Annotated in this window: 21 protein-coding genes and 1 pseudogene; 9 read left to right on the top strand and 13 right to left on the bottom strand. The window is 71.9% G+C overall.

The window, feature by feature from the left end; translation table 11 throughout:
* Positions 1–4 precede the first annotated feature (4 nt).
* The 3 genes from ACIBZJ_RS16150 to ACIBZJ_RS16140 are packed head-to-tail and all read right to left on the bottom strand — an operon-like array spanning position 5 to position 4,421.
* Positions 5–1,294, bottom strand: coding sequence for a UDP-glucose dehydrogenase family protein (locus tag ACIBZJ_RS16150; protein WP_395930065.1), 1,290 nt, complete (start codon positions 1,292–1,294; stop codon positions 5–7).
* Positions 1,291–2,334 (bottom strand): UDP-glucose 4-epimerase GalE, encoded by a 1,044-nt coding sequence (gene galE, locus ACIBZJ_RS16145; RefSeq protein ID WP_395930063.1) that lies wholly within the window; start codon positions 2,332–2,334, stop codon positions 1,291–1,293. Before galE ends, ACIBZJ_RS16150 begins: the two co-directional genes overlap by 4 nt.
* Before the next feature lie 8 nt (positions 2,335–2,342).
* Positions 2,343–4,421 carry a glycosyltransferase family 2 protein gene (locus ACIBZJ_RS16140; RefSeq protein WP_395930061.1) on the bottom strand — a complete coding sequence of 693 codons (2,079 nt, stop codon included), beginning with the start codon at positions 4,419–4,421 and terminating at the stop codon, positions 2,343–2,345.
* Positions 4,422–4,848: 427 nt separating this feature from the next.
* On the opposite strand from ACIBZJ_RS16140, the gene ACIBZJ_RS16135 reads away from it, so the two are divergent.
* The gene (locus ACIBZJ_RS16135) at positions 4,849–5,841 is read left to right on the top strand and encodes a UDP-glucuronic acid decarboxylase family protein (protein WP_395930059.1); all 993 of its coding nucleotides are present in this window, start codon (positions 4,849–4,851) and stop codon (positions 5,839–5,841) included.
* Between the two features lie 54 nt (positions 5,842–5,895).
* Here ACIBZJ_RS16135 and ACIBZJ_RS16130 read toward each other — a convergent pair whose 3' ends face one another.
* The 3 genes from ACIBZJ_RS16130 to ACIBZJ_RS16120 all read right to left on the bottom strand — a co-directional run bounded on the left by ACIBZJ_RS16130 (position 5,896) and on the right by ACIBZJ_RS16120 (position 9,121).
* Entirely contained in the window at positions 5,896–7,128 is a 1,233-nt protein-coding gene (locus ACIBZJ_RS16130; RefSeq protein WP_395930057.1) for an acetyl-CoA C-acetyltransferase, read from the bottom strand.
* Positions 7,129–7,200: 72 nt separating this feature from the next.
* Complete coding sequence (locus tag ACIBZJ_RS16125; RefSeq protein WP_395930055.1) at positions 7,201–7,977, bottom strand: SGNH/GDSL hydrolase family protein; 777 nt, start codon at positions 7,975–7,977, stop codon at positions 7,201–7,203.
* Between the two features lie 136 nt (positions 7,978–8,113).
* Complete coding sequence (locus ACIBZJ_RS16120; protein ID WP_395930053.1) at positions 8,114–9,121, bottom strand: SGNH/GDSL hydrolase family protein; 1,008 nt, start codon at positions 9,119–9,121, stop codon at positions 8,114–8,116.
* A gap of 318 nt (positions 9,122–9,439) precedes the next feature.
* On the opposite strand from ACIBZJ_RS16120, the gene ACIBZJ_RS16115 reads away from it, so the two are divergent.
* The 3 genes and pseudogenes from ACIBZJ_RS16115 to ACIBZJ_RS16105 all read left to right on the top strand — a co-directional run.
* A complete protein-coding gene (locus ACIBZJ_RS16115; protein WP_395930051.1) occupies positions 9,440–11,950 on the top strand; it encodes an ATP-binding protein in 2,511 nt (836 codons plus the stop codon).
* Positions 11,951–12,000: 50 nt separating this feature from the next.
* Positions 12,001–13,386, top strand: coding sequence for a cystathionine beta-synthase (locus tag ACIBZJ_RS16110; protein WP_395930049.1), 1,386 nt, complete (start codon positions 12,001–12,003; stop codon positions 13,384–13,386).
* 226 nt (positions 13,387–13,612) lie between these two features.
* Positions 13,613–13,985 (top strand): annotated as a pseudogene (locus ACIBZJ_RS16105) (IS982 family transposase); the annotation flags it as partial.
* A 16-nt stretch (positions 13,986–14,001) separates the two neighbouring features.
* Here the strand turns inward: ACIBZJ_RS16105 and ACIBZJ_RS16100 are convergent.
* Together ACIBZJ_RS16100 and ACIBZJ_RS16095 are read right to left on the bottom strand one after the other, a co-directional pair.
* Positions 14,002–14,682 (bottom strand): Crp/Fnr family transcriptional regulator, encoded by a 681-nt coding sequence (locus tag ACIBZJ_RS16100; RefSeq protein ID WP_395930047.1) that lies wholly within the window; start codon positions 14,680–14,682, stop codon positions 14,002–14,004.
* A complete protein-coding gene (locus ACIBZJ_RS16095) occupies positions 14,679–16,697 on the bottom strand; it encodes an adenylate/guanylate cyclase domain-containing protein (protein WP_395930045.1) in 2,019 nt (672 codons plus the stop codon). Before ACIBZJ_RS16095 ends, ACIBZJ_RS16100 begins: the two co-directional genes overlap by 4 nt.
* A 116-nt stretch (positions 16,698–16,813) precedes the next feature.
* On the opposite strand from ACIBZJ_RS16095, the gene ACIBZJ_RS16090 reads away from it, so the two are divergent.
* The 5 genes from ACIBZJ_RS16090 to ACIBZJ_RS16070 all read left to right on the top strand — a co-directional run bounded on the left by ACIBZJ_RS16090 (position 16,814) and on the right by ACIBZJ_RS16070 (position 20,943).
* Positions 16,814–17,494, top strand: a complete 681-nt coding sequence (locus ACIBZJ_RS16090; RefSeq protein WP_395930043.1) for a hypothetical protein — start codon at positions 16,814–16,816, stop codon at positions 17,492–17,494.
* A gap of 9 nt (positions 17,495–17,503) precedes the next feature.
* Complete coding sequence (locus ACIBZJ_RS16085) at positions 17,504–18,178, top strand: DUF6529 family protein (protein ID WP_395930041.1); 675 nt, start codon at positions 17,504–17,506, stop codon at positions 18,176–18,178.
* 164 nt (positions 18,179–18,342) lie between these two features.
* Positions 18,343–18,813: a Rieske (2Fe-2S) protein gene (locus ACIBZJ_RS16080; protein ID WP_395930039.1), complete on the top strand. Its 471-nt coding sequence runs from the start codon at positions 18,343–18,345 to the stop codon at positions 18,811–18,813.
* A 52-nt stretch (positions 18,814–18,865) separates the two neighbouring features.
* A complete protein-coding gene (locus tag ACIBZJ_RS16075; RefSeq protein ID WP_395930037.1) occupies positions 18,866–19,861 on the top strand; it encodes a stage II sporulation protein M in 996 nt (331 codons plus the stop codon).
* 56 nt (positions 19,862–19,917) lie between these two features.
* Entirely contained in the window at positions 19,918–20,943 is a 1,026-nt protein-coding gene (locus ACIBZJ_RS16070) for an adenosine deaminase (RefSeq protein ID WP_395930035.1), read from the top strand.
* 1 nt (position 20,944) lies between these two features.
* On the opposite strand, the gene ACIBZJ_RS16065 is transcribed toward ACIBZJ_RS16070, so the two are convergent.
* The 5 genes from ACIBZJ_RS16065 to ACIBZJ_RS16045 are packed head-to-tail and all read right to left on the bottom strand — an operon-like array spanning position 20,945 to position 26,120.
* A complete protein-coding gene (locus ACIBZJ_RS16065) occupies positions 20,945–22,255 on the bottom strand; it encodes a DUF58 domain-containing protein (RefSeq protein ID WP_395930032.1) in 1,311 nt (436 codons plus the stop codon).
* 1 nt (position 22,256) lies between these two features.
* Entirely contained in the window at positions 22,257–23,255 is a 999-nt protein-coding gene (locus ACIBZJ_RS16060; RefSeq protein WP_395930030.1) for an AAA family ATPase, read from the bottom strand.
* The gene (locus tag ACIBZJ_RS16055) at positions 23,252–24,451 is read right to left on the bottom strand and encodes a DUF4350 domain-containing protein (protein ID WP_395930028.1); all 1,200 of its coding nucleotides are present in this window, start codon (positions 24,449–24,451) and stop codon (positions 23,252–23,254) included. Before ACIBZJ_RS16055 ends, ACIBZJ_RS16060 begins: the two co-directional genes overlap by 4 nt.
* Positions 24,448–25,176 carry a DUF4129 domain-containing protein gene (locus ACIBZJ_RS16050; RefSeq protein WP_395930026.1) on the bottom strand — a complete coding sequence of 243 codons (729 nt, stop codon included), beginning with the start codon at positions 25,174–25,176 and terminating at the stop codon, positions 24,448–24,450. Before ACIBZJ_RS16050 ends, ACIBZJ_RS16055 begins: the two co-directional genes overlap by 4 nt.
* Positions 25,173–26,120, bottom strand: coding sequence for a hypothetical protein (locus ACIBZJ_RS16045; RefSeq protein WP_395930024.1), 948 nt, complete (start codon positions 26,118–26,120; stop codon positions 25,173–25,175). The genes ACIBZJ_RS16050 and ACIBZJ_RS16045 overlap by 4 nt, the downstream gene beginning before the upstream one ends.
* Between the last annotated feature and the right edge of the window lie 89 nt (positions 26,121–26,209).

The following is a 26,209-nucleotide window of genomic DNA, read 5'->3' as shown; positions in this document are numbered from 1 at the left end:
ACCGCTACTGGCGGCCGAGGGCGCGTACGGTCCAGCCGGCCGCGCGCCAGGCCGCGGCGTCGAGCGCGTTGCGGCCGTCCACCAGCGCGGGCGCCGCTACCACCTCGGCGATCGCGGCCGGGTCGAGCTGGCGGTACTCGGCCCACTCGGTTAGGTGCAGCACGACGTGCGCGCCCTCGCAGGCCTTCTGCGCGCTTGGTGAGTAGTCCAGCTCCGGGAACGCGGCCCGGGCGTTGTCGACGCCCTGCGGGTCGTGCACGGTGACCCGCGCCCCCTCGGCCCGGATCGCGTTCGCCACCGCGAGGGCGGGCGAATCCCGGATGTCGTCGCTGTCCGGCTTGAACGTGGCTCCGAGGACGGCGACGCCGGTGCCCGCGAACGATCCGCCCACCAACTCCCGCGCCAGGGACACGGCGCGGGACCGGCGCCGCAGGTTGATCGCGTCGACCTCACCCAGGAACCGCACCGACTCCTCGAGCCCGAGCTCGGAGGCCCGGTGCCGGAAGGCCCGGATGTCCTTGGGCAGGCACCCGCCCCCGAATCCGACGCCCGCCCGCAGGAACCGGCGCCCGATCCGCGCGTCGTAACCGATCGCCTCGGCCAGCGTCGGCACGTCGGCGCCGGTCGCCTCGCAGATCTCGGCCATCGCGTTGATGAACGAGATCTTCGTCGCCAGGAACGAGTTCGCGGCGACCTTCACCAGCTCCGCGGTCGCCAGGTCGGTGCTCACCCAGGGCGTTCCGGCGTCCAGCATCGTCGCGTAGACCTCCCGCAACACGGCCTCGGCGCGGGGTGAGGTCACGCCCACCACCAGCCGGTCCGGCCTCAGCGTGTCCTCGACGGCGAACCCCTCGCGCAGGAATTCGGGGTTCCAGGCGAGGTCCGCGTCGAGCCCGGACGCGAGCCGGGCCGCGGTGCCCACCGGCACCGTCGACTTGCCGACGATCAGCGCCCCGGGCCGCAGGTGCGGCGCCAAGCCCTGCACTGCGGCGTCCACATAGCGCAGATCGGCCGCGTGCGACCCGGGAGTCTGCGGCGTCCCGACGCAGACGAAGTGAACGTCGCCGAAGGCGGCGGCCTCGGCCGGTGACGTGGAGAAACGCAGCCGGCCGTTCTCCAGGTTGCGGGCCAGCACCTCGGGGAAGCCGGGCTCGAAGAACGGGGCCCGACCCTCGGCCAGCGCGGAGATCTTGGCCTGATCGACGTCGACGCCGAGCACGTCGTGCCCGACCTCGGCCATGCAGGCGGCGTGGACCGCACCGAGGTAGCCGGTGCCGATGACGGTCAGCCTCACGACGGGCTCCCCGAGGTCAGGCTCAGTTCGGTTTCGTAGCCGTCCGGGTTGAGGCGCTGGAAGTGCCAGGCGTCGCGCACCATCGCGTGCAGATCGTGGCCGGCGCGCCAGCCCCACGCCCCGGCGACCTTGCCCGGATCGGCGATGAGCTTCGGGACGTCGCCGGCCCGTCGCTCGACGACCCGGGCCGGGATCGTGACGTCGCAGGCCTCCTCGAACGCACCCACGAGCCCGAGAACCGAGGTACCGATGCCGGTGCCCAGGTTGAAGACGTCGAAGCCGCTCGACAGCCGGCCCAGAGCTACCCGGTGACCGTCGGCGACGTCCATCACGTGGATGTAGTCGCGGACACAGGTGCCGTCTTCGGTCGGGTAGTCACCGCCGAAGACCTGCAACTCCGGACGCCGTCCGATCGCGACCTGCATCATGTACGGCATCACGTTGTTGGGCACACCGCGCGGGTCCTCACCGAGCAGGCCCGACGCGTGCGCACCGACCGGGTTGAAGTACCGCAGCGCGACCGCGGTCAGCTCGGGGTAGCGCAGGCAGGCGTCCGCGATGATGTTCTCGCAGAACCATTTCGAACGCGCGTAAGGGTTCGTGGGCGACGGCGGCTCGGTCTCGTCCAGCGGCACGGTCTCGGTCTGCCCGTAGATCGAGCACGACGACGAGAACACCAGCCGGTGGACGTCGTGGGCGAGCATCGTGCGCAGCAGCGACGTCGTCGCGCTGACGTTGATGTCGTAGTACTCGAGCGGGAGGGCGACGGACTCGCCGACCGCCTTCTTCGCGGCGAAATGGATCACCGCGTCGATCGGGTGCGACTCGAACACCCGCTTCAGCAGGGTGCCGTCGCGCAGATCACCCTCGTGGAGTGCCGCGATCGGGCGGCCGGCGGCCTTCTCGACGCGGGTGAGCGCCTGCGGCGAGCTGTTGGAGAAGTCGTCCACGACGACGACGTCGTAGTCGTGCTCGAGCAGCTCGACGCACGTGTGGCTGCCGATGAAGCCGGCACCGCCGGTGACCAGCACGGTTGTCATCAATTTCCTCAGAACGGGAGAAGGTGGAGCAGTCGGACGACGTCGTCCACCTGGTACAGCGCCCGCAGATAGGCGAACGGATAGTTGGCGACCGCGGCCACGAACGGCACGATGACGAGCGTCGCCAAGAAGAACGGGAGCCGGACGGTCTTGCCGAACGCGGCGAAGAATCCGACGCGGGCGTTACGCGCGGCCTCGCGCGCGTGCATCCACGGCACGGTGAGCCCGACGAGCAGGTAGGCGTTCGCCGCGAACAGGCACAGCAGCAGGTAGCCGCCGGAGCTGGTGTGCAGGACGAGCTCTCCGACCAGCGCCGTGCCGGACATCGCCAGGCTGATCACGAAGTACGGCGTGAGCAATCCGGTCGGCAGCTTCTCGAAACCGTCGCTGCCCTTCGGGGTGACCCGGAAGTTGATCGGGCGCGGCCGGACCTTCTGCACGGCGGCGGCGAGCACCCCGCGCAGGTTCAGCGGCCAGCGCGTGAGCATGTACAGCCAGTCTTCCCAGCTGATGATCGGCGCCCGGTTCGGACGTCGGACACCGCCCCCGCGCAGCACCAGGACGACGCCGAGCAGCCAGAAGTTCACCGCCCCGAATCGGACGATGAACTCCAGGTAGGGGACGTCGACCCACTGCACGCCGGTGATCACGGCGACCGGCGCGAGGCACAGCCCGGCCGCCGTGGTGAACGTGAGCAGCGGGTAGTAGAACAGCGCGTGCAGGAAGCGCAGCCGCAGTGACCACGGCATCCGACGCAGGTGCCTGGTCATGCTCAGCAGCACGGTGGTGAGGCTGCGCGACCACTGGAACTCCTGGGTCAGCATCGCGGCGAACGTCGGCGGGCCCTCGCCGTGCGCCTCGGCGGCCAGCGCGAACGCGCCCTGCCAACCGGCCGAGCTCAGCAGGTACGTCGTCGTGAAGTCCTCGGCCAGTTCGGGCCCGACGCCGCCGATGTCGCGCAGCGCCCTGGTCCGGACGGCGTAATGCGAGCCGATGCACGACGGGGCGTATCCGGCGTTGCATCCGGCCTGGTAGGGGCCGTGGAAGGCGGCCTCGCGGTACAGCCGGCCGCGCGCCGACCAGGACACGTCCGCGTTCGTGTCGCAGACGCTGGGCGCGGCGACGTAGCCGATCGAGTCGTCGGCGAACGGCCGGACCATCTCCGCGAGGTAGGTGTAGCTCGGGATGTGGTCGCAGTCGAGCTGCGCGACGACGTCGTAGTCGCGGTAGCCGTAGTGGTCGTAGAAGTACGCGAGGTTGCCCTCCTTGCACTTCTTCCGTCGGGGCCAGGTGTCACGCTGGTACTCGGGCTGCCCGCGCCGGGTCGAGACGTGGACCCCGTACTGGCGGCACCAGCGTAGGGTCTCTTCGCTCGGGTCCTCGTCGCAGATCCAGACGTCGTACGGGTGCGGGAAATGCTGACGGAGCATCGCTTCGAGCGTCGTCCGGGCGGTGTCCCAGGGCTCGGACGGCGCCTTCGTGACGCAGAACGCGATCCGTAGCCCGGGCACCGGCAGGTGCGGGTTGACCGTGGTGATCTTGTTGAACCGCAGGATCGGCAGGATCGGGTAGATCGACAGGTACGCCAGCAGCGCGCTGTTGATCAGCAGACCGGCCCAGCCGTGGCGGTGTTCGGGCTGGAGCCACCAGAACCAGAAGAACACCAGGGTCGCCAGCCAGCCCGCGGTCAGGGCGTGCACCAGGAAGCGGCGGCCGGGTCCCAGCGCGGGGGTGAACGTGTCCGGCAGCAGCGCGTGCCGCCGTACCCGCCGGGTCCGCATGGCCGGGCCGCTGGCCGGGGCGCTCAACACCTTGCCGCCGGAGAGGTGGCCGATCACCGCCTCGAGCGAGGCCGTGCCGTTAGTGACGAACCCGACACCCACCGGCGACGAGACCGGCGCCGGAGCGTCGTACGGACCGTAGCCGGCGTCGTCCCAGCCCAGGTCGAAGAGCATCGTGTTGTCGGCGCCGTCCCAGGCGGCGCGGGCCGCCGTGGCGTCCGAGGCGTTCCAGACCGGTGGGGGCTCCGCGGCATGGTCGTCCGGGTAGGGCTGCCATCCGATCCGGGTTACCGGAGGAATCGACACGGATCAGGACTCCGATTTCCAAATCGTCCGCGAAATGCGCGGAAGAATCGGTAACGAATCGGGCGGAACCATCAATTCTCCCGGAGTGAAGCGACGATAACCCAGCGAGTGGTTCTTCACTGAATTGATCGCCACGGTCGCCGTAAAAGTAGGCGGGGCCACGGATTTCGTCAAGTAAAATTTGGTGCACAGTGGCCAGTCGTCAATCCGACATCCTGCGGAAACGCCTACGTCTACACCAATATCGCGGATCTATTGGGCTTATGGAACGCGTTGCTAACGAATTCGTACGTTTGCCCGATGGGCATTTTTCGATCAATTCGAATCGGACCGGTTGGGGGAGCCCGGGAAACGCTCTGTATAGTGACTTCGACCGTTGACGGGGCAGCGCTGACCTAGAGACCGAAACCAGATCCCTGGGGGATGGATGCGCGTGGTGGTGACCGGCGGAGCCGGCTTCCTGGGTTCGCACCTCTCGGCGCTGCTCCGTGGCCGCGGCGACCAGGTGATCTGCGTCGACAACTTCTCCACCGGACGCCGGGAGAACCTCGACGCGCTGCTGGGCGACCCGGGCTTCACGCTGATCGAGGCCGACGTCACCGAAGGGCTCGAGATTCCGGGCCGGGTCGACGCGGTCGCGCACCTGGCCAGCCCCGCGTCGCCGCCCGACTACCACCGGCTGCCGCTCGAGACCCTCGCCGTCGGGAGCCGCGGCACCGAGTACGGGCTCCGGCTCGCGGCCCGCAACCAGGCCCGGTTCGTGCTCGCGTCCACCAGCGAGGTCTACGGCGACCCGGTGGTCCACCCGCAGCGCGAGGACTACTGGGGCAACGTCAACCCGGTCGGCCCGCGCAGCGTCTACGACGAGGCCAAGCGTTACGCCGAGGCCGTCACGATGGCCTATCACCGCACCTACGACCTCGACGTCGGCATCGTGCGGATCTTCAACACCTACGGCCCGCGGATGCGGCCCCAGGACGGCCGGGTCGTCACCAGCTTCATCACCCAGGCCCTGGTCGGCGACCCGCTCACGATCTACGGCGACGGCGAGCAGACCCGCAGTTTCTGCTACGTCGACGACCTCGTCGCCGGCATCGTCGCGATGATCGACGGCGACGTGACCGGTCCGGTCAACCTCGGCAACCCGGTCGAGTGGACGGTGGGCCGGCTCGCGTCGGAAATCCTGCGGATCACCGAATCGTCCTCGACGATCGAGCGCTACCCGCTCCCCACCGACGACCCGACCCGGCGTCGTCCCGACATCACGCTGGCCCGCCGGCTGCTCGGCTGGGAGCCGGTGGTGCCGGTCGAGGAGGGCCTGCGCCGGACCGTCGAGTGGTTCCGGTCGCGCCCGGAGGAGCTGTTAGCCGCCGCGCCGTCGCTGGCCGGCGCCCAGCCCGGCGGCGTCCTGTTGTCCTGAGTGAAAGAAGCCCCGCCCCGGGCACCGGGGCAGGGCTTCAGTCCGGGACGGGCGTCAGCTCAGGCGCTCGAGCACCATCGCCATGCCCTGGCCGCCGCCGACGCACATCGTCTCGAGGCCGAACTGCTTGTCGTGCGTCTGCAGGTTGTTCAGCAGCGTCCCGGTGATGCGGGCGCCGGTCATGCCGAACGGGTGGCCGAGCGCGATCGCGCCGCCGCTCACGTTCAGCTTGTCGAGGTCGATGCCCAGGTCCCGGTACGACGGGATGACCTGTGCGGCGAACGCCTCGTTGATCTCGACCAGGTCGATGTCGCCGATCGCCATCCCGGCCCGCGCCAGCGCCTGCTTCGAGGCCTCGACCGGCCCGTAGCCCATGATCTCCGGCGACAGCCCGGTGACGCCGGTCGACACGATCCGGGCCAGCGGGGTGAGGCCGAGTTGCCTGGCCTTCGCCCCGGAGACGATGATCACCGCCGCCGCACCGTCGTTGAGCGGGCAGGCGTTGCCTGCCGTGACCGTCCCGTCCGGGCGGAACACCGGCTTGAGCCCGGCCACCTTCTCGTACGTCGTCCCGGCGCGCGGGCCGTCGTCGGTGCTGATCACGGTGCCGTCGGGCAGCGTGACCGGGGTGATCTCACGCTCGAAGAACCCGTTCGCGATCGACTTCTCGGCGAGGTTCTGCGACCGGACCGCGAACTCGTCCTGGTCCTGCCGGGAGACACCCTTCAGCTGCGCCAGGTTCTCCGCGGTCTGGCCCATCGCGATGTAGACGTCGGGCAGCGTGCTGTCCTGGCGCGGGTCGTGCCAGGTGGAGCCGCCGCCTGCCGAGTCGTCCGACCGCTTCTGGGCGTCCAGGAACAGCGGGTTCGTGGTGCCCGGCAGACCGTCGGAGCTGCCCTTGACGAACCGCGACACGGTCTCGACCCCGGCCGAGATGAACGCGTCGCCCTCGCCGGCCTTGATCGCGTGGAACGCCATCCGGGTGCTCTGCAGGGAGGACGAGCAGTACCGGGTGATCGTGGTGCCGGGGAGCGTGTCGTAACCCAGCAGCACGGCCACGACGCGGCCCATGTTGTAGCCCTGCTCACCGCCGGGCAGGCCGCAGCCGAGGATCAGGTCGTCGATCGTGGTCGGGTCGAGTGACGGCACTTTGTCGAGGGCCGCGCGGACGATGGTCGCGGCCAGGTCGTCCGGGCGGACGTCCTTCAGCGAACCCTTGATCGCGCGTCCGATCGGTGACCGCGCAGTGGCAACGATGACGGCGTCGCGGTCGGCGAACTCAGCCACGGTGTCCTCCCAGACGGTGTGACGTGGTTATTACGGGCCACGCTACCGCCGGGTAGGTCCGAACGCTGTTAGTTAGAACTCACGCGGGGCCGACGTCGCCCGGGAGGCCTCGTAGACGACCGGGTACAGCGCCAGCGCCCAGAGCTGGTACCCGTCGGCCGACGGGTGGTAGCCGTCCGCGGACAGCGTGCCGCCGTCGGCCCGGAACACCCCACCGGTGCGCTCGGCCAGGTCGACGACGCCGGCCCCGGACTCGGCCGCCGCCTGGCCCGTCGCGGCGGCCACCCGGCGCCCGGACCAGGCCATGATCTCGCGCAGCGGCTGCCCGAAGTTCCGGGCCGCCCCGAGGTCGGGACAGGTACCCACGACCACCGCGGAACCGGCGGTGACCAGGCGCCGCACGGTCGCGGCCAGCTCCGATTCGACGATCTCGATCGGCGTGAACGCGATCGCGTCCTCACCACCGACGAGGATCACCGCCACGTCCGGGACGCCGTGTACCAGCACGCGCGCGACCTGGGCGTCCAGATCGGCGGTGCGGGAACCGGCGACCGCGCCGGACGACAGGTGGATCCGGCGGCCGGTCGAGGCCAGCAGCTCGGCCAGGCGTCCGCCGACGGTCTCGCCGGTGACGGTGACGCCGAGCCCGGCAGCCGTCGAGTCGCCGAGCATCACCAGCCGCAGCGGCCGCCCGGCACCGAACACACCCGATCCGGGTGGCGCCAGGTCGGCCGAGAGGTAGCGCCGCCTGCGGGCCAGCAGGCCTTCGATGGCAAGTACGGAGACGGCGCCACCGGCCGCGGTCGCCGCCGCCGTAGCCGCCGCGGCCGCGATCGTCGTCAGCTTCATACCGCCTCCTCCGTGCACGGCCCGCCGAGGGCGATGCTGACAGCCGCGCCACTCGACTTGAGTATGCCCAATACGTGGCGTCGAGTGGCGTGGATGTCGGCGTCGCCCTCAGCGGGCTCCAGGTCCGGGCAATACGTCAAGCTACGACCGTCTCTGGAGCGGTTCCCGCGGTAGGGGCGCCACCAAACAGGCGGATCCGATGGCGGAGCTCGACCCAGCGGCCCCACGGACCCCGTTCGCGGCCTTCCACCTCGGTGGGCGCGACCTCGGTACCGGCCGCTTCGGCCGCGGCCATGGCGGCGTCGACCAGCGAGCGCAACCCCTCGCCGCGGTGCGGCTCGACCGCCGGGTCGGGCCCGAAGCCGAGCGCCGAGGCCGCCGACGGCAGCATCGCGTCGACCGCCCGGCCGTAACCGGCCGCCGACGGATGGAACCGGTCCGGTGAGAACATCTCGACCGGGTGCGCGGCGAACTCCTTGCCCAGCAGGTCGCCGAGCGACACCGTCCGCCCACCGGCCTCGACCGTCGCGACGGTCTGCGACGCGGCCAAGTCCCGGCTCCACCGCCGGACGATGTACCGCAGCGGCTGCGGGATCGGCCGGATCGTCCCCAGATCGGGGCAGGTGCCCACCACGACCTCGGTGCCGGCGTCGACCAGCCGCTGGACCGCCTGCCGCAACTGGGCGACCGCGATCGTCGGACGGGTCTTGTGCGTGACGTCGTTGCCGCCGATGAAGATCAGCGCCAGCTCCGGACGTCCCGGCAGCACGGCGTCCACCTGGGCGGCGAGATCGCAGCTCCGGGCGCCGAACTCGGCCGCGGAGACCACGTCGACCGGCCGGTCGGAGAGCCGGGCCAGACCGGTGCCGAACAGCGCGCCGGGCGTCTCCGCGACGGTTCCGACGCCGTAACCGACCATGCTCGAGTCGCCGAGCAGTGCCAGCCGTACCGGGGTGCCCTCGCCGGAGCCGTACCGGCCGTCCGCGAGCGGAGGGCCGATCTCCAGCGGCTGGATCGCACGACGGGCCAGCGTCGCCTGGCCCAGCAGGAGTCCGTAGAACGCAGCGCTGAGCAGTCCGAGGCCGCCACCGCCGTAGGCCGCGCCGATCGCGACCCGTTTCACGTGAAGTACCCGACCGTCCACGTGTCACCTCCTGCTCACGCCGTGTGACGGCACCGGTACTCGGTCAAATCCGCCACTGCTGACTCGCGCCGCGATGCGTCCGGGCCGTCGCAGGGAATCCCGCGACCGCCCGGGTGCATCCGCGGCGCTTCCTCCAAAGTAGCTCGGCGTCGGCTATGTCACTCTCCGTCTATCGGTCATCCGTCAGACCCGGAATATCCAGAAGAAAGGATTCCGGTATCGGGGCGGGTGGGCGGGGGGTGCAGGGCCGGAGTTTGCGCACGCTCGCGGCGCCGCCGGATACTCCTAACTCGCACCCATTGCTGACGGGAGCCGCACGTGCGCCGAGGGCTGGTACTGGTGGCCCTGGCGTCGGCGTCCGCCGTCACCTCGGTGCTCCTCGCGGTCGCGGTGAACGTCGCCACCGGCGGCGAGCTTCCCGGCGGGCTGGCTCCGCTGGAGCCGTGGGCCTGGCCCGCGGTCGCGATCGCCGGGCTGATCACCGCACTGCTCGCGCTCTGGCAGCAGCGTCCGGTTCCGGCGGCACCCGAGCGTGCCCCGGCCGACGGCCGCGTCCCGGCCGAGCTGCCGGCCGCGCCCGCGCTGTTCACCGGGCGCGAGCGCGAGATGCAGGAGATCCTCACCGCGGTCGAAGACGGCGCTCCGGTGGTGGCGGTCTCCGGTCCGGCCGGCGTCGGCAAGTCCGCGCTCGTGCTCCAGGTCGCGCACCGGCTCAGCCCGCGCTATCGCGACGGTGTGCTGTTCGTGCGCCTCCGCGGCGCCGGCCCGGAGCCCGCCGATCCGGCCGATGTCCTCGGCCGTCTGCTGCGCAGCCTGGGTGCCGGTTCCGACGATTCGGACGCCGTAGAGCTGCGTGGTGACGCCGAAGCGCTGGCCGCCCGCTACCGCACCCGGATCGCCGGTCGTCGTTTCCTGATCGTGCTGGACGACGCGGGCACCGCGAGGCAGGTCAGCCCGCTGTTACCGGGCGCACCGGGCTCGCTGGTGCTGGTGACCAGCCGGCCGGTGCTGGCCGAGCTGGCGGCGGCGACGCTCGTCCGGCTCGAGGTCTTTCCGATCGGCGAGGCACGCGAACTGCTGGTCCGGCTGGCCGGCGCCGACCGGGTGGCCGCCGACCCGGCCGCCACCCAGGCCGTGCTCCGCGCGTGCGGCAACCTGCCGCTGGCGGTCGCGATCGCCGGGAGCAGGCTCCGCGCCCGGCCGTCGTGGTCGCTCGCGACGATGGCCGACCGGTTGGCCGACGAGGGACGCCGTCTCGACGAGCTGAGCTCCGGCCACGACGCCGTCCGTGCCAGCGTCGCCGCGACCTACACCGAGCTCGACGCCTACCACCAGCGGGTCTTCCGCCGGCTCGGGGCGCACCCGGGCACCGACTTCGACGCCCCGGCCGCCGCCGCACTCGCCGACCTCATCCCGGCCGGCGCGGCGCCCGCACTCGACCGCCTGGTCGAGCGTCAGCTGGTCGAGGTCGTGACCGCGGACCGGTACCGCCTGCACGACCTGCTCCGGCTCTACGCCGCCGAGCAACTGGGCACCGGCGCCGAGGGCCCGGACGCGCTGCGCCGGCTGGCCCGCCACTACGCGGCCCGGGTCGCCGGCTCCACCGACCCGGGCCAGGAAGCCTACGAACCCGGCTACGTGGGCGTCGAGCCGGCGCGCGCCGCCGCTATCGACGCCGAGCGGGAGAACATCATCGCGACGGCCGCCGCCGCGGTCGCGGTCGCGCAGTACGAGGCCGCCTGGGAGCTGGCCGCCGCCGCCGAGCCGGCGTTCTCCCGCTACCCGTACCACGCGGACGCCCGGCGGCTCTGGGACGCGGGCCTGGCCGCGGCCACGGCCATCGGCCGCCCGGAGCTGATCGCCAGGGCCGAGTTCGCGATGGCGCGCGCCACCCAGTACAGCGGCGACGTACAGCTCGGCCTGGCACACGCCCGTGCGTCCCTGGGGTGGTGGGAGCAGACCGACGACGAACGGAACTGTGCGGCGGCGCACCGACGGCTGGCCAGCTCCCTGCACAGCGTCGGCCGGCTCCGCGAGGCCGAGGAGCACTACCACCGGACGATCCGCCTCTGCGACCGGACGATCGCCGACGCGCGGCACGCCGAACCGGGACCACCGGGGCGGGGTGCCTCGCCGTGGTCCGCCGACGAAGCCCGCGCCCTGCGTGCCGCCGCGATGCGCGGGCTGGGCAGCCTGATCGTCGCGCTCGGCCGGATCGACGAGGCCGTGCAGACCCTGCAGGGCGCGGTCGAGATCCGCCGCAAGGCCGGTGACGCCGCCGGCCTGGCCCGTGCACGGACGTCGCTGGCCCGGGCGCACCGCAAGGCCGGCCGCACCGAGGTCGCCCGTGAGCTCGTCACCCCGCAGCTGGCGGTGTTCCGGCGGCTCGGCGACGCGATGTGGGAGATCACCGCGCTGCGCGAGATCGGGCGGCTCGATCTGGCCGACGGGCGGCTGGCCCCGGCCACCGAGCACCTCGAGGCCGCCCGGGTGCTCGCCGAGCGCAGCGGCAACCACACCGGTGCCGGCATCACGCTCGTCGCGCTGGCCGACGTCGACCTGGCGGCGGGCCGCCCGGACGCGGCGGCGGAGCGGCTGCGCCGAGCGGCGGACGGGTTCCGGGCGGTGGGCGACCGGGTGCGCGAGGGCACCGCGCTGCTGCGGCTCGCACTGCTGCTGACCCGCCAGGGGCGGGACGCCGACGACCACCTCGAGCGGGCCCGGACCGTGCTGGCCGACGTCGAACAGCCGGAGGCCGACGAGTTGCTGGCACGTATCCGCACGGCGCGGCAGACGGCCGACCCGACCCGCTCCGACCTGGGCAGTTAGGCGGCGGTTAGGCTCGGAATTCCTAGCATCACCCACAGGGAGACCAAGCCGTGCGGTACTTCGAGTCTGTAGTCGACCTGATCGGCGGAACCCCGCTCGTCAAGCTCCGATCCCTCACCGAAGGCATCTCCGGAACCGTCCTCGCGAAGGTGGAGTACCTGAACCCGGGCGGCTCGGTGAAAGACCGGATCGCGGTGCGGATGATCGAGGCGGCCGAGAAGTCCGGCGCGCTGCGGCCCGGCGGCACGATCGTGGAGCCGACCAGCGGAAACACCGGCGTCGGCCTGGCCATCGTGGCCCAGACCAAGGGCTACCGGTGCGTGTTCGTGTGCCCCGACAAGGTCAGCGAAGACAAGCGGGACGTGCTGCGCGCGTACGGCGCCGAGGTCGTGGTGTGCCCGACCGCGGTGCCGCCGGAGCACCCCGACTCGTACTACAACGTCTCCGACCGGCTCGTGCGCGAGATCGACGGCGCCTGGAAGCCCGACCAGTACTCCAACCCCGAGGGCCCGGCCAGCCACTACGAGACGACCGGCCCGGAGGTCTGGAACGACACCGACGGCCGGGTGACGCACTTCGTCACCGGCATCGGCACCGGCGGCACGATCACCGGCACCGGCCGGTACCTCAAGGAGAAGGCCGCCGAAGCCGGCCGCACGGTGAAGATCGTCGGCGTCGACCCGGAGGGTTCGGTGTACTCCGGCGGCACCGGGCGTCCGTACCTGGTCGAGGGCGTCGGGGAAGATTTCTGGCCGAGCGCGTACGACCCGACGGTGACCGACGAGGTCGTGGCGATCTCCGACGCCGAGTCGTTCCTCGTCACGCGCCGGCTGGCGCGCGAGGAAGGTCTGCTGGTCGGCGGGTCGTGCGGGATGGCGGTCGCCGGGGCGCTGAAGGTGGCCCGCGAGGCCGGCCCGGACGCGGTCGTCGTCGTGCTGTTGCCGGACGGTGGCCGGGGCTACCTGTCGAAGATCTTCAACGACGAGTGGATGGCCGGGTACGGCTTCCTGAACCTGGCCGAGAACGTGCCCGGTGGCATCACGGTCGGGGAGGTGCTGCGGGCCAAGAGCGAGGGGATTCCTCAGCTCGTCCACACGCACCCGAACGAGACCGTGAAGACCGCGATCGACATCATGCGCGAGTACCACGTCTCGCAGATGCCGGTCGTGCGGGCCGAGCCGCCGGTGATGGCGGCGGAGGTGGCCGGGTCGGTCAGCGAGGCGGCGCTGCTGGACGCGTTGTTCGAGCGCCGGGCGGCGCTGAGCGACGCGGTCGAGCAGCACATGGGCCCGCAGCTCCCGGCGGTCGGTTCCGGCGAGACCGTCGACGTCGCGATGAAGGCGGTCGAGGCTTCGGACGCGGCCGTGGTGCTCGAAGACGGCAAGCCGATCGGGATCTTGACGCGGCAAGACCTCCTCTTCTACCTAGCCCAATAGTGGGCGGCCCGCCCAGGACGACGCTGACAGGCGAGCGCGCCTCCTTATGGCGGGATCCCTGGGGCCACGGCGTCGGCGCGCTCGACTGTCAGCGCCGCCCTGGGCGGGCTCCGGGTTAGGACGGGTCTCGGGTGGCGGCGCTCGGTGATTGGGTGCGGCTTCTTTGTGGGGAATTCGGTGGGGGTGCGGCGTCGGTGGGCTCGACTGTCTCCCCGCGACCGGTGGCCTGCTCGCACACGTCATGCGTGAGCCGGCTCGCGACACCATGTTCTGGCGCGACGACGTCTGGCTGGCCGGCTCCACTCCGGTCGGCTGCGGGAACTCCCGGGAAACAGCCTCCCACCCCCGCTGGTTCTGGGGCCTGCGCCTGCACCTGGTCGCCATCCCCGGCCGGCCTGCCGGTCACCTGGGCCCTGGCCGGCGCGAAAACCGACGAACGCGATGTCGCGCCGCGAGTTCGGACACCAGCTCACCGACGCACCCTGACCGGCGTCGGCGTCCGCGTCGCCCAACGCCTCCTCGCGCTGACCGCCGCGATCCGGCACAACGACCACACCGGCCAACCGGTCACCCGATCACTGATCGCCTACGACCACTGACGTGGGGCTGCGGGGGTCAGAAGTCCAGGGCTCGGGTTCTCAGGGCCTTCAGGTCGCGGATCACCACGGTCATTCGGGACGTGCGGATGACGCCGTCGGCTCGGAGGGCCTGGAGGGCCTTGCTGACGGCCTCCCGGGACGCGCCGATCCAGCCGGCCAGCTCGTCCTGGGAGAGCGGCAGCGCGATCCGGATGCCTTCCTCGGTCGGCTGGCCGAATCGATCGGCCAGCTCGACCAGGCGGGCGGCGACCCGCCCGAGCGTGTCGTGCGCCCCGAACTCGATCCGCTTCCGGTCGGCGTCCCGGAGCCGGCCGGAGATCATCCGGGCGAGCAGCAGCGCCAGCCGGCCGTGCTCCCGCAGGTACTCCTCGAACGACGCCAGCGGCAGCACCAGCGCGGTCACCGGCTCCAGCGCCTCCACGGTCGCCGACCGCGGCCGCTCGTCGATCGCGGCGAGCTCCCCGACCAGCGCACCCGGCCCGCGCACGGCCAGCAGCACCTCGGTACCGCCGCCGGTGCTCGAATAGGCCTTCACCCGCCCGCTGACGAGCACCAGCACCGAGTCGGACTCGTCACCCTCGTGGAACAGCACCTCACCGCGCCCCCACGACCGGGGCCGCGCCACCGCCAGGAAGTCCGCGGCTTCGAACGGCTCGAGTGAACCCCAGAAGTCTTCGGACGGCGGCACGGTGCTCACAACGCGGCCACCACGTGCGCCCGCACCGGCTGCGACCGGCCCTTCACGGTCAGGTCGCCGAGCGAATACGAGATCGACGCCGGGAAGGCCAGCTGCCGCATCGTCGCCTCACCCACCACGACCTGACCCGGCTGAGCCAGCGTCTGCAGCCGCGCGGCGACGTTCACTGCGTCACCCATGGCGTTGAATCCCCTCAGCGTCTCGCTGCCGATGTTGCCCACCAGAGCGTCCCCGGTGTTGATGCCGACCCGGAACCGCGGCCAGCCGGGATGCCCGTCCGCGATCACGTCCACGGCCGCCTGCAGGGCCAGTCCGGCGCGCACCGCCCGCAGCGCGTGGTCGGGCTGCCGGGCGGGCGCGTTGAACAGGGCCAGCAGGGCGTCGCCGACGAACTGGACGACCGTCCCTCCATTGTCGAGGATGCACGGCACCGCAACACCGTGGTACCGGTTGAGCATCGTCACGATCTCGCCCGGATCCACTTTCTCGGAGAACGTGGTGAACCCGCGCAGGTCCGCGAACAGTGCCGTGACCTCGACGATCGAGCCGCCCAGGGCCGCCTGCGCCGGGTCGGCGAGCAGCGAAGCCGCCACGTCCGGCGACATGTACTGGCGGAACAGCGTGCTCAGCTCGGCGTAGAGGCGGGCGTTCTCGACCGCGATCGAGAGCTGGTTCGCCAGCGTCGCGGCCAGCGCGGACCAGGTTTCCGAACCGGCCCGGGCCGGTACCTCGACGACGCCGGCCACCTGGCCCTTCACTGTGAGCGGGAACACCAGGCGATCGGCGTCGCGATACGGCCCGCGGGCTCCGAGTTCGGCCGGAGAATAGGCGCGCCCGGCGACGTCCAGAACGCCGTTGTTGACGAGGCCGACCTCGACGGCGCCGTACGCCGGACGCACGCGGATCAGTACCTCCTCGAGGAGCTCGCGTTCACTCAGACCGACGCGGACCCGCTCGCCGACCGCGACCAGCGCACCGAGCACGGCGGAGAGCTCCCGCTCGGCGGCGAGCGCGGTGCCGGCCCGCTCGAGGACGACCGCCTGACGCTCGGTGAGACCGAACCGGTGCGCCATCTGCAGTGCGATCGGCTCCACCGTGGACCGCCCGCTGCGCTCGCGCTCCCGGAGCAGCGTGACGAGTTCCTCCAAGGCCGACTCGTACTGCGCCCGGACCGCGCGGACGGCGGGCGCGAGCATCACGCCGTCGAACAGCCCGGCGCTGGAGCCCTCCTTCTGGTACTGGATGTACGCGCTGTAGGCGACGAAGCCGAACGCGAACACCAGCAGGACGTGCCACTCCCACCACGACAGGTGCCATTTGTCGGCCAGCGTCACCGCGACCATCGCCTCGGCCAGCAGCACGAACGCGGTGAGGATGCTGACCAGCGCGGCCGCCGGAGCCCGCCGGTGCAGCTGGAAGTACCGCCACGCGGCCACCAGGTACAGCACCACCGCGAGCAGCGCGACGACCGCGAACGGGCCCTCGGCGTCGCGGGTCTGCTGCCGGGCGTTCAGCGGCGGCAGGTCGAGCAGCGTGGCGGCGCCCCAGGCCACCATCAGCACGGTGAGGCCCACCCAGAGCGGACGCCGGACGGCGAGCACCTTGTCGGAGTTCAGCGGCAGCGACGACACCGCCGCGAACACCGCGGAGATCGCCAGCCCGGTCGGCTGGGAGAGATCGAAGCCGAGGTTCGCGTGGTCGACCAGGACGAGCGGCGTCGCGAGCGCGTGCAGCAGGAAGAACCCGGCGGACGAGAGGAAGCACAGCGAGACCAGGAACAACCGGGCATCACGCCGGTTCATGGCCGCGTTCGTCATCGCGATACCGGGCAGCAGGCTGATCCCGGCGACGTTCATCACCAGCCAGAAATGGCTCGGCGGATGGTGCCAGAGGACGTCGGCCTGCGGGTGCACCAGCAGCAGCGCGAGACCACCGAGGGGCACCAGCAGATGCATCAGCCAGACCACGGCCCGCAGCGGCTGTACGGTCGGCGGCAAATGCGGGACAGCGCTCATCGCAGCACTGTCCGGTAGGCGACATGCGGCGCCTTGTGCGTAATTCTGCACGGACGTGGGGTGGCGCCCGCCCTCACAGTGAAGGGGACACCGTTGCGGCCAGACCTGGAGACGTCATGAGCCACAGAGGACCACTCCTCACCCTCCTGTCCGGAGCGGTGGTCGCCGCTGTGCTACTGACTCTCAGCTCGCAGGCCAACCACGAGAGCACCAGCACGGCTGCGCCCGCCGCCAATACATCCCAGCCGAGTGCGGCGCCCAGCGCCATCCCCTCTTCTGCCAGCCCCGCGCCGAGCGCGGGCGGCAGCACGAAGCCGGCCACTCCCGCGACCCGGAAGGCGGTCTTCGCCGGACGAGTCGAAGGAGGCAGGGCGACGGTAGCGATATCGGTCAAGAACGGCCAGGCGGTTGCTTACTTCTGCGACGGCAAGAAGACCGAGGCCTGGATGCAGGGTCCGGCCGACGGCGGCGACCTCGACCTCAAGGGCGCCCCGGGCGGAACGCTCACCGGCACCTACGGACGCACCAAGGCGGCCGGCACGGTGACCGCGGGCGGCCAGAAGTGGAAGTTCGACGCTCCGCTGGTGACCTCGCCGTCCGGGGTCTACCGGGGTACCGCGACCGTGAAGGGTGCCCGCGTGGTGGCCGGCTGGATCGTGCTGCCCGACGGCAGCCAGGTCGGCGTCGCCAGCGTGGACGGCGCCCCGGAGCCGGCGCCGCTGATCGATCTCAAGACCAAGACCTCGACGATCGACGGCGGCCGAGTGGCGGTCGCCGAGGCCGAGCCGGCTGCGTAGGAGCCTCCGATGACCTGGAACCCCGATCCCGACGAAGCCCCCACCCGCGCCTTCCAGGTGCCCCAGCCCCGGCCCGCGGCGTCCCGGACCGACCCCACCGTGCTGCGGACGACGGCGGCGACGGGCCCCCCGCCGCCGCCGCTGCGCCCGGCTACCACGTCGACCGTGGCCAAGCTCATCGTGCCGGTGGCGATCGGCGCCGGCGTCGCCGTGGTGCTGGGCACCTACGGCAAGCTGCACACCCCGACCGGCATCGCGGTCAGCGTCGCCGGTTTCTCGGGGCCGTTGCAGGTCAAGGTGTGGCTGGCGACGGTCGCGGTCGTGCTCGCGGTCGTGCAGCTGATCACCGCGCTCGCGATGTGGGGCAAGCTGCCGCTCCGGGGCTCGTGGGTGAGCCCGGTGCACCGCTGGTCGGGCCGGGTCGCGTTCGTGCTGACCATCCCGGTCGTCATCCACTGCCTGTACGCGCTGGGGTTCGCCGATTACAGTGCGCGAACTCTGGCCCACTCGATCCTGGGCTGCCTGTTCTTCGGGGTGTTCACGACGAAGATGCTGGTGCTGACGAAGCACGGGCTGGCCGGGTGGGTGCTGCCGCTGTTCGGCGGGGCGGTGTTCGCCGCGCTCGTGGGCGTATGGGCCACCTCGGCGGCCTGGTTCTTCGGGACTTCCGGCTTCCAGTTCTAGTCGCCGGGCCAGTTCTGAACTTTTTCGGGCCCGGTCCCGTGATCCTCTGCGGTGCCTGTGAACATCTGTGGTGGCCTGGCTGAGCCGTAGCGGTCTGTGCTACTGATTGAGCACTCAACTACTACATGTACTACTACAAAGCTCAGCCTAACCGAGGAGAACGTATGGATACCGAGATCCGGGGCTTGCTCAACCGGCGCACGGTGCTGGCCGGCGCCGGCGCGGTCGGCGTGACGCTGGTCGCCAGCGCCTGCTCGACCTACGGCGACAGCGGCAGCGGTGACTCCGCTCCCGCCTCCAGCGCGCCGGCCGCTCCGAGCGCGGGTGCGACGACCGGGGGCGCCGACGCGCCCGCCGCCGACGCGATCGCGAAAGTCGCCGACATCCCGGTCGGCGGCGGCAAGATCCTCGACGACGTGGTGATCACCCAGCCGCAGGCCGGGACGATCAAAGCCTTCTCGAACGTCTGCACCCACCAGGGCTGCAAGGTGAACAAGGTCGAGAAGACGATCGACTGCCCGTGCCACGGCAGCAAGTTCTCGATCAGCGACGGTTCGCCGACGGCCGGCCCGGCGACGAAGCCGCTGGAGTCGAAGAACGTCACGGTCAACGGCGACTCGATCTCGCTGGCCTGAGTCCGTCGCTCGCGTGGGCTGAGCGTTAGCGCTGGACCGATAGTGTTTTGCCGTGGATGTCGACGCCTACGTGGCCGAACACGAGGGGGAGTGGCGCCGGCTCGAGCAGCTGCTCGGCCGGCGGCGCCTCACCGGCCAGGAGAGCGACGAGCTGATCGCGCTCTACCAGCGTGCGGCGACGCACCTCTCCGCGGTGCAGAGCCGCGCGCCCGACCCCGCGCTGGTCGGACGGCTGTCGCGGCTGGTGGCGCGAGCCCGGTCGGCGGTCACCGGCACTAGTGCGCCGTCGTGGCTCACGTTCGCCCGGTTCTTCACCGTCGGTTTCCCGGTCGCCGTGTACCGGGCCTGGCCGTGGTGGTGCGGCGTCGCGACCGCGTTCTCGGCGATCGCGTTCGGAATGATCGCGTGGTTCGGGACGCACCCCGCGCTGGCCGCGCAGCTCGCGCCGGACTCGGTGCTGAAGCAACTCGTCGAGCACGACTTCGCCGACTACTACTCGGAGAACCCGGCGCAGGATTTCGCCGCCCAGGTGTGGACGAACAACGCGCTGGTCACCGCGCTCTGCCTGTTCTCCGGTGTGCTGATTTTCCCGGTGCTGATCGTGCTCGTGCAGAACGCGGTCAACGTCGGCGAGATCGGCGGCGTGATGGTGGCGTACGGCAAGGCCGACGTGTTCTTCGGCCTGATCACGCCGCACGGGTTGCTGGAGCTCACCGCCGTGTTCGTGGCCGCCGGTGCGGGCCTGCGGATCGGCTGGTCCTGGATCGCGCCCGGCCGCGGCCGGACCCGTGCCCAGGCGCTGGCCGAGACGTCCCGGGCCGCGGTGCTCATCGCGCTCGGGCTGGTCGTGGTGCTGGCGATCTCCGGTGTGATCGAGGCGTTCGTGACGCCGTCGGGGTTGCCGACGTGGGCACGCATCTCGATCGGCGTGGTCGCGTTCGGGGGTTTCCTCACCTACATCGTGGTGCTCGGCGGCCGGGCCGCCCGCGCCGGCGAGACCGGTGACCTGGCGCTCGGCGAACGAGAAGACCTGGCCCCGACGGTCTGACGCTCAGGGTCCCGTGGCTTCCCGGAACGTTGACACGTTGGTGGTAACGTCCACGCATGGTGAACCTGGACGCGTTTATCTCCGACCTGCCCAAGGTCGAGCTGCACGTGCATCACGTCGGGTCGGCCTCGCCGCAGGCGGTGGCCGAACTCGCCGCACGTCACGCCGGAAGCACGAACGTGCCCGCCGACCTGGACGCGCTGGAGAAGTTCTTCGAGTTCCGCGACTTCGCACACTTCATCGAGGTCTACATCGCGGTCGCCGACCTGGTCCGCGACCCCGAGGACGTCCGGATCCTCACGTTCGAGGTCGCCCGCGGGCTCGCCCGGCAGCAGGTCAGGTACGTCGAGCTCACCGCGACCCCGTACTCGCACACGGTCCGCGGCATGGCGCCCGAGGCCTACTGCGAGGCGCTCGAAGAGGCCCGCAGCGCCGCCCGGCGGGATCTCGGCATCGAGATGGTGTGGTGCTTCGACATCCCCGGCGAGGCCGGCCTCCCGGCGGCGGAGTCGACGCTGAAGACCGCGCTGGAGCAGCGCCCGGACGGGCTGATCGCGTTCGGCCTCGGCGGCCCGGAGATCGGTGTGCCCCGGCCGCAGTTCAAGCCGTACTTCGACCAGGCGCGCGCGGCCGGACTGCACTCGATGCCGCACGCCGGCGAGACGACCGGCCCGGAGACGATCTGGGACGCGATCCGTCAGCTCGGCGCCGAGCGGATCGGCCACGGCACCAGCGCATTGGGCGACCGCGAGCTCGTGGGCTACCTCGCCGAGCACCAGATCCCGCTCGAGGTGTGCCCGACGTCGAACCTGCGCACCCGGGCGGTCCCGAGCCTGGCCGAGCACCCGCTGCCGGGCATGGTGGAAGCCGGGCTGTTCGTGACGATCAACTCCGACGACCCGCCGATGTTCGGCACGACGCTGGAGCAGGAGTACCGGGTCGCCGCCGACCTCCTGGACCTCGACGCGGCCGGGGTGGCGTCGCTGGCGAAGGCCGGGGTGCGGGCGTCGTTCGCACCGGACTCGCTGAAGAAGGAACTGGAGTCCGAGATCGACGCGTACACCGCGGCCGCCTCGGCGTGACCTACAGCCGCCCGGCCGCCTTCATCGCCAGGTACGTGTCGGTGACCGTCGACGCGAAGACGTCGGCCGGAGCGTCCACCACCTCGACCCCACGGCTGCGCATCGCGGTGACGATCCGGCGCCGCTCGGCGTCGCCGCGGGCCGCCGCGGCCGCCTGGTAGATCGCCTCGGAGGTCCCGCGCTGCCCCTCCATCGCGGCGGCGGCCGGGTCTCCGACCGCGGCCAGCACCACCGTGTGCCGGTCGGTCAGCCGGCTCAGCACCGGCAGCAGCCCCTCCGCGAGCGGCGCCGGCTCGATCGCGGTGAAGAGCACCACCAGGCACCGCTTCCGGGCCCGCACGAGCACCTCGGACACGACCAGATCGAAGTCGGACTCCACCAGCCGCGGCTCGACCGGCGCCAGCGCCTCGCCGATCGACGCGACCACGCTGCCGTGCCCCTTGCCCCGCACCGACGTCCGCAGCGCCACGTCCGCGGCGAACAGCTCCACCCGGTCGCCCGCCTTGGCGGCCACCGCGGCCAGCAGCAGGCACGCGTCCATCGCGGCGTCCAGCCGGGGCATGTCGCCGACCCGCGCCGCCGACGTCCGGCCGGTGTCGACCACCAGCACGAGCCTGCGGTCGCGCTCCGGGCGCCAGGTCCGCACCACGACCTCGCTGCGCCGGGCCGTCGCCCGCCAGTCGATCGACCGGGCGTCGTCCCCGGGGACGTACTCGCGCAGCGCGTCGAACTCGGTGCCCTGCCCGCGTGCTCGCACCGCGAGCGACCCGTCCAGGCGCCGCAGCCGCGACAGCTTCTCGGGCAGGAACCGCCGTGAGGCGAACGGCGGCAACGTGCGCATCGTCCACGCCGGCGTCAGCCGCCGGTTCCGCCGACGGCGCGTCTGCCGGTACGCCAGCCCCAGCGGTCCGGTCGACCGGACCGTCACGGCCACCGCCGGCCGGTCTCCCCGCCGCGTCGGGGTGAGGGTGGTGTCGAGCCTCGCGGTCGCACCGGCCTTCAAAACCACGTGGTGGACGTAGGGGGAAGCGCCGGCTGAGGGCACCCACGCGTCCCGGACGCGGGCACGCACGGTCCGCCGTCCGGTGTTCGTGGCGACCAGCGTGACCACCGCCGACTCGCCCAGCCGGGTATGGGTGGCACCCCGGCGGCGGAACGTCACCTTGCCCGCCGCGCCGGCGAGCAGCCAGTCGGCGATGCTGACCAGCGCGAGCGCCAGCAGCCAGAGCTGGGCCGAGCGCGCGTGCCAGGGCAGCAGCGCGCTGACCACCGCCCCGGCGACGCAGAGCAGGACGACCCGGCCCGTGATCATCTCAGCGCGGGGTGGGCACGGTGGCCAGCACCGAGTCCAGGACGCCGTCCGGCGTCGCACCGTCCAGTTCGGCCTCCGGACGGAGCACGATCCGGTGCCGCAGCGTCGGGCGGGCCAGCGCCTTCACGTCGTCCGGGGTGACGTAGTCGCGTCCGGACAGCCAGGCCCACGCCTTCGCGGTCCCCAGCAGCGCGGTCGCTCCCCGGGGCGAGGCACCGGCCGACAGCGACGGCGACGTCCGGGTGGCCCGGCAGACGTCGACGACGTAGCCCATGACCGGATCGGCGACCTGGACCGTGCGGGCCACCGCCTCGCGGGCGGCGGCCAGGTCGGCGGCCGACGCGACCGGCTGGACCGACGACAGGTCTCGGGGGTCGAAACCGTGGTGGTGCGCGGCCAGCACCCGCAGTTCGGCGTCGCGCGAGGGCAGCGGCACGTCGACCTTGAGCAGGAACCGGTCGAGCTGGGCCTCGGGCAGCGGGTACGTGCCCTCGAACTCCAGCGGGTTCTGGGTGGCGGCCACCACGAACGGGTCGGGCAGCTTGCGCGGGGTGCCGTCGACCGTGACCTGCCGCTCCTCCATCGACTCCAGCAACGACGCCTGAGTCTTGGGCGGCGTCCGGTTGATCTCGTCGGCGAGCAGCAAGTTCGTGAAGACCGGGCCCTCCCGGAACTCGAACTCGGCCGTGCGGGCGTCGTACACCAGCGAGCCGGTGACGTCACCGGGCATCAGGTCGGGCGTGAACTGGACCCGCTTGGAGTCCAGCGACAGCGCCGCGGCGAGCGTCCGGACCAGCAGGGTCTTCGCCGTGCCGGGGACGCCCTCGAGCAGCACGTGGCCGCGGCAGAGCAGCGCGATCACCATGCTGGTGAGCACCGCGTCCTGGCCGATGACGACCTTGCCGACCTCGCTACGGAGCCGGCCGAGTGCCGCCCGGGCCGCCTCGGCACCGGTGGTGACGCTCGGCGTGGGAGAGAACTGTACGGACGCATCGGTCACGACGGTTGTCCTTCGTCAGTGGTCGTTCCAGGTCTGCGAGTCGGGCTCATCACGGCCGTCACCAGCGCGTCCAGAGCGTCGGCGAGAACGACCAGCGCCTGGTCGTCGGCCGGCGGCGGCCCGTAGAGGTGCTGTCCGACGGTCGCGGCGGGCCAGCCGGAGCGGTCGGCGACCGCGTCGCAGACCTCACGGGGCTCCGGGTGCGAGCCGAGCCCGATCACCGGCAGCAGCCGGGCGAGCGCGGCGCCACGGAGCGCCTCGGCGGCCTCCGGACGGGCCCGGGCCCGCTGGTAGAGGCGGGCCCGGCCCTCGACGGTCTCGGTCGACCGGACGATGACCGGCAGCGGTTCGGCGATCGGCGCGCTCAACCGGCGACCGCGCCAGAACGCGGCCAGGACGCCGGCCGCGAGCAGCATCCAGAGCGTGGTCGGGATCCAGCCCGGGAGCAGGTCGGTCAACGAGCGGGGCTCGTCCTGGGCGATCGCCTCCGGCGTCACCCGTTGCATCCAGACGACGCCGCGGTGGGCGGAGAGCAGGCCGAGTGAGAGCGCCGCGTTGCCGTGCTCGGCGAGGTGCTTGTTCGTCATCGCGTCGGCGGCGCCGACGAAGACCAGTTCGGCCTTGGACGGGCGGTCGAGGACGGCGAGCGTGCGGTCGTAGCAGGCGGTGAGCGTGGTGCCGCCTTCGGCGACGTAGTGGTAGCCACCCATCTCCGCGTTGCCCGCCGAGCGGGCCTCCGCGAGGCCGCAGTCCGGCTCGGTGGTGTCGTTCAGGCTCGCGGTGTCGATTCCGACGCCGACGTCCAGGTCGTCGAGCGTGAACGTGTCGGGCTGGAGGAACACGACGCGGACGGTGTCGGGCAGATCGGCGAGCTTGCGCAGGCTGTCCCGGCCGAGGTTGTACGGGAACGCCACGACGATCGTCACGTCGCCGTCGGACGCGCCGGTGAGCGTCTCGTCGATCGTGTCGACCTCGGTCAGGGGGTGCCCGTGGTTGCCGAGCAGCACGGCGAGCGCCCGCGTCCCGTCGGGGTAGGCGCCGTCCGGGTCGAGCGGGATCTTGGGGCCGGACGGCCCGGTGCCGTTCAGCACGAAGATCGCGGCCGTGACCAGCGCGACCAGCGCCGCACCGAGCACGATCCGGACCCGCCAGGGCGACCGCTGACCGGCCGGCGGTGCGGCGGCCGTCACGGTCACCGCCCCTCACCGTCCGTTCCGTCCGGCTCCGGACGGGCGGATCCGCCCGTTCCCGGTGCCACCCACGTCTCGGCTCCGACCAGTGCGCCCTCGCTCGCTCGCGCGGCCGCGACGGCGCGGGCGATCTCGCGCATCCGCGCGTCGTGTTCCGCGGTCGCCGAACGGCCGCCGTACCAGACTTCGGAGAACAGTTCGGCCGCCTCGGCCAGGTCGGACGCGACCGTCGGCAGCACCGCACCGGCCTCCGACGACAGCTCGTACGCCGTGCGCCCGGGCCGGTTGTCGACCAGGTCCCGCGCCACCAGCCCGGCCACGATGCCGCGCAACCGCTCGCGCAGCGCCTCGGCCCACTTGCCCTCGGCGGCGTACGCGTCGGCCTGGGCCTCGTGCTCGGTCGCGGTCCGCGTCGGTGTCACCGGGTCGGTGGCCCGGCGCACCCGCGCGGACCGGCCCGGCACCCCGAATTTCCAGATCAGCAGCGCGACGATGGCCGCGACGACGGCCAGGAAGATCAGCAGCCCGATCCCGCCGCCCGGCCCGGCGTTGCTCGCGCCGTCCATCAGGTGCCGCAGCGTGTCCTGGACCCACTCGACCATTCGTTGGATCAGCGACGGCTTCTCGTCCTGATAGATCTGCTTGGACAGCTCGTCGGCGGCCTCGTCGGCCGACGGCTGGCGCGGATACGGCTCGGCCGGCAGGCCGAGCAGGAAACCGGTCACGCTCACCGTGCACCCCCGCGCCGCGCCAGCCGTCCGGCCAGCCCCCACTCCACGTCCAGCGCTTCGGTCCGCATGCGCCCGTCGAGGTACAGCAGCGTGTCGATCCCCGACCGGAACGCCCAGACGATGACCAGCGGCAGGTAGTACGCGACCGCGATCGAGATCGACAGCAGCAGTAGTGCCCCGTGGTCGCCGCTGACCAGCGGATCGTCGCCGACCACGGCCTCCACGACCAGGCTGCCGATGAGCGTCAGCGGCAGGAACAGCATCAGCCAGACGACACCGCTCACCAGACCGGCCAGCAGCCGGATCCCGAGCTGGCGGAAGAGTGATGCCCCGGTGCCGCCGCCGACCTGCATCCCCCGCTTCAACGCGGTGCCGATCGACGCGCCCTCGAACACCATCACCAGCACCGAAAGTCGCATCAGGCCGCCGAACAGCGGCACGAAGTACCCGATCACCGGTATCGCCGCGATCACCGTGTTCAGGCCGGTCAGGGCCAGCGCGAGCACGGTCAGCCGGCCGAGCACGGGCCGCATCCGGGCCCAGACCGCGGCCAGCGTCGCCGGCGCGCCCGCCGCTTCCTGCGCCACCGCGATCGCGGCCGACGCGCTGGTCATCACCGCGGCCACGGTGGAACCCAGCGAGGCCACGACCGAGGCGAGCGTCAGCGTCAGGAGGAACAGCAGGAAGTCGGTGCCGGCCGAGCTCGACTCCCGGCTGAGCAGGCTGGTCACCACCCACCAGAGCGGGACGCTGATCAGCAGCTGGATGCAGACCATCACCGACGCCACGCCGAGCGTCGGCCCGGGGTGGCGTCGCAGCAGGTCCATGCCGCCGTCGAGGATCTCGCCGACCGAGAGCGGCCGGAGCGGGACGGGCCCGGAGCTCGGCCCGGCGGCGAGCGGGGGCAGCCCGACCGGTGGAGCCGGTGCGGTCACCGTGCTCACCCGCTGATCGCCTCCCCCGTAGTCACTGTTTGCGACATGGTGTCATGCCCGCGCGAGGTCGTTCCGGCGCGTCAGTACGGCGGCGCTAA

It is taken from the genome of Cryptosporangium sp. NPDC051539 (assembly GCF_044454545.1).
In the GTDB taxonomy this organism is placed as follows: Bacteria; Actinomycetota; Actinomycetes; order Mycobacteriales; family Cryptosporangiaceae; genus Cryptosporangium.
This window is presented reverse-complemented; position numbering and strand designations above follow the sequence as displayed.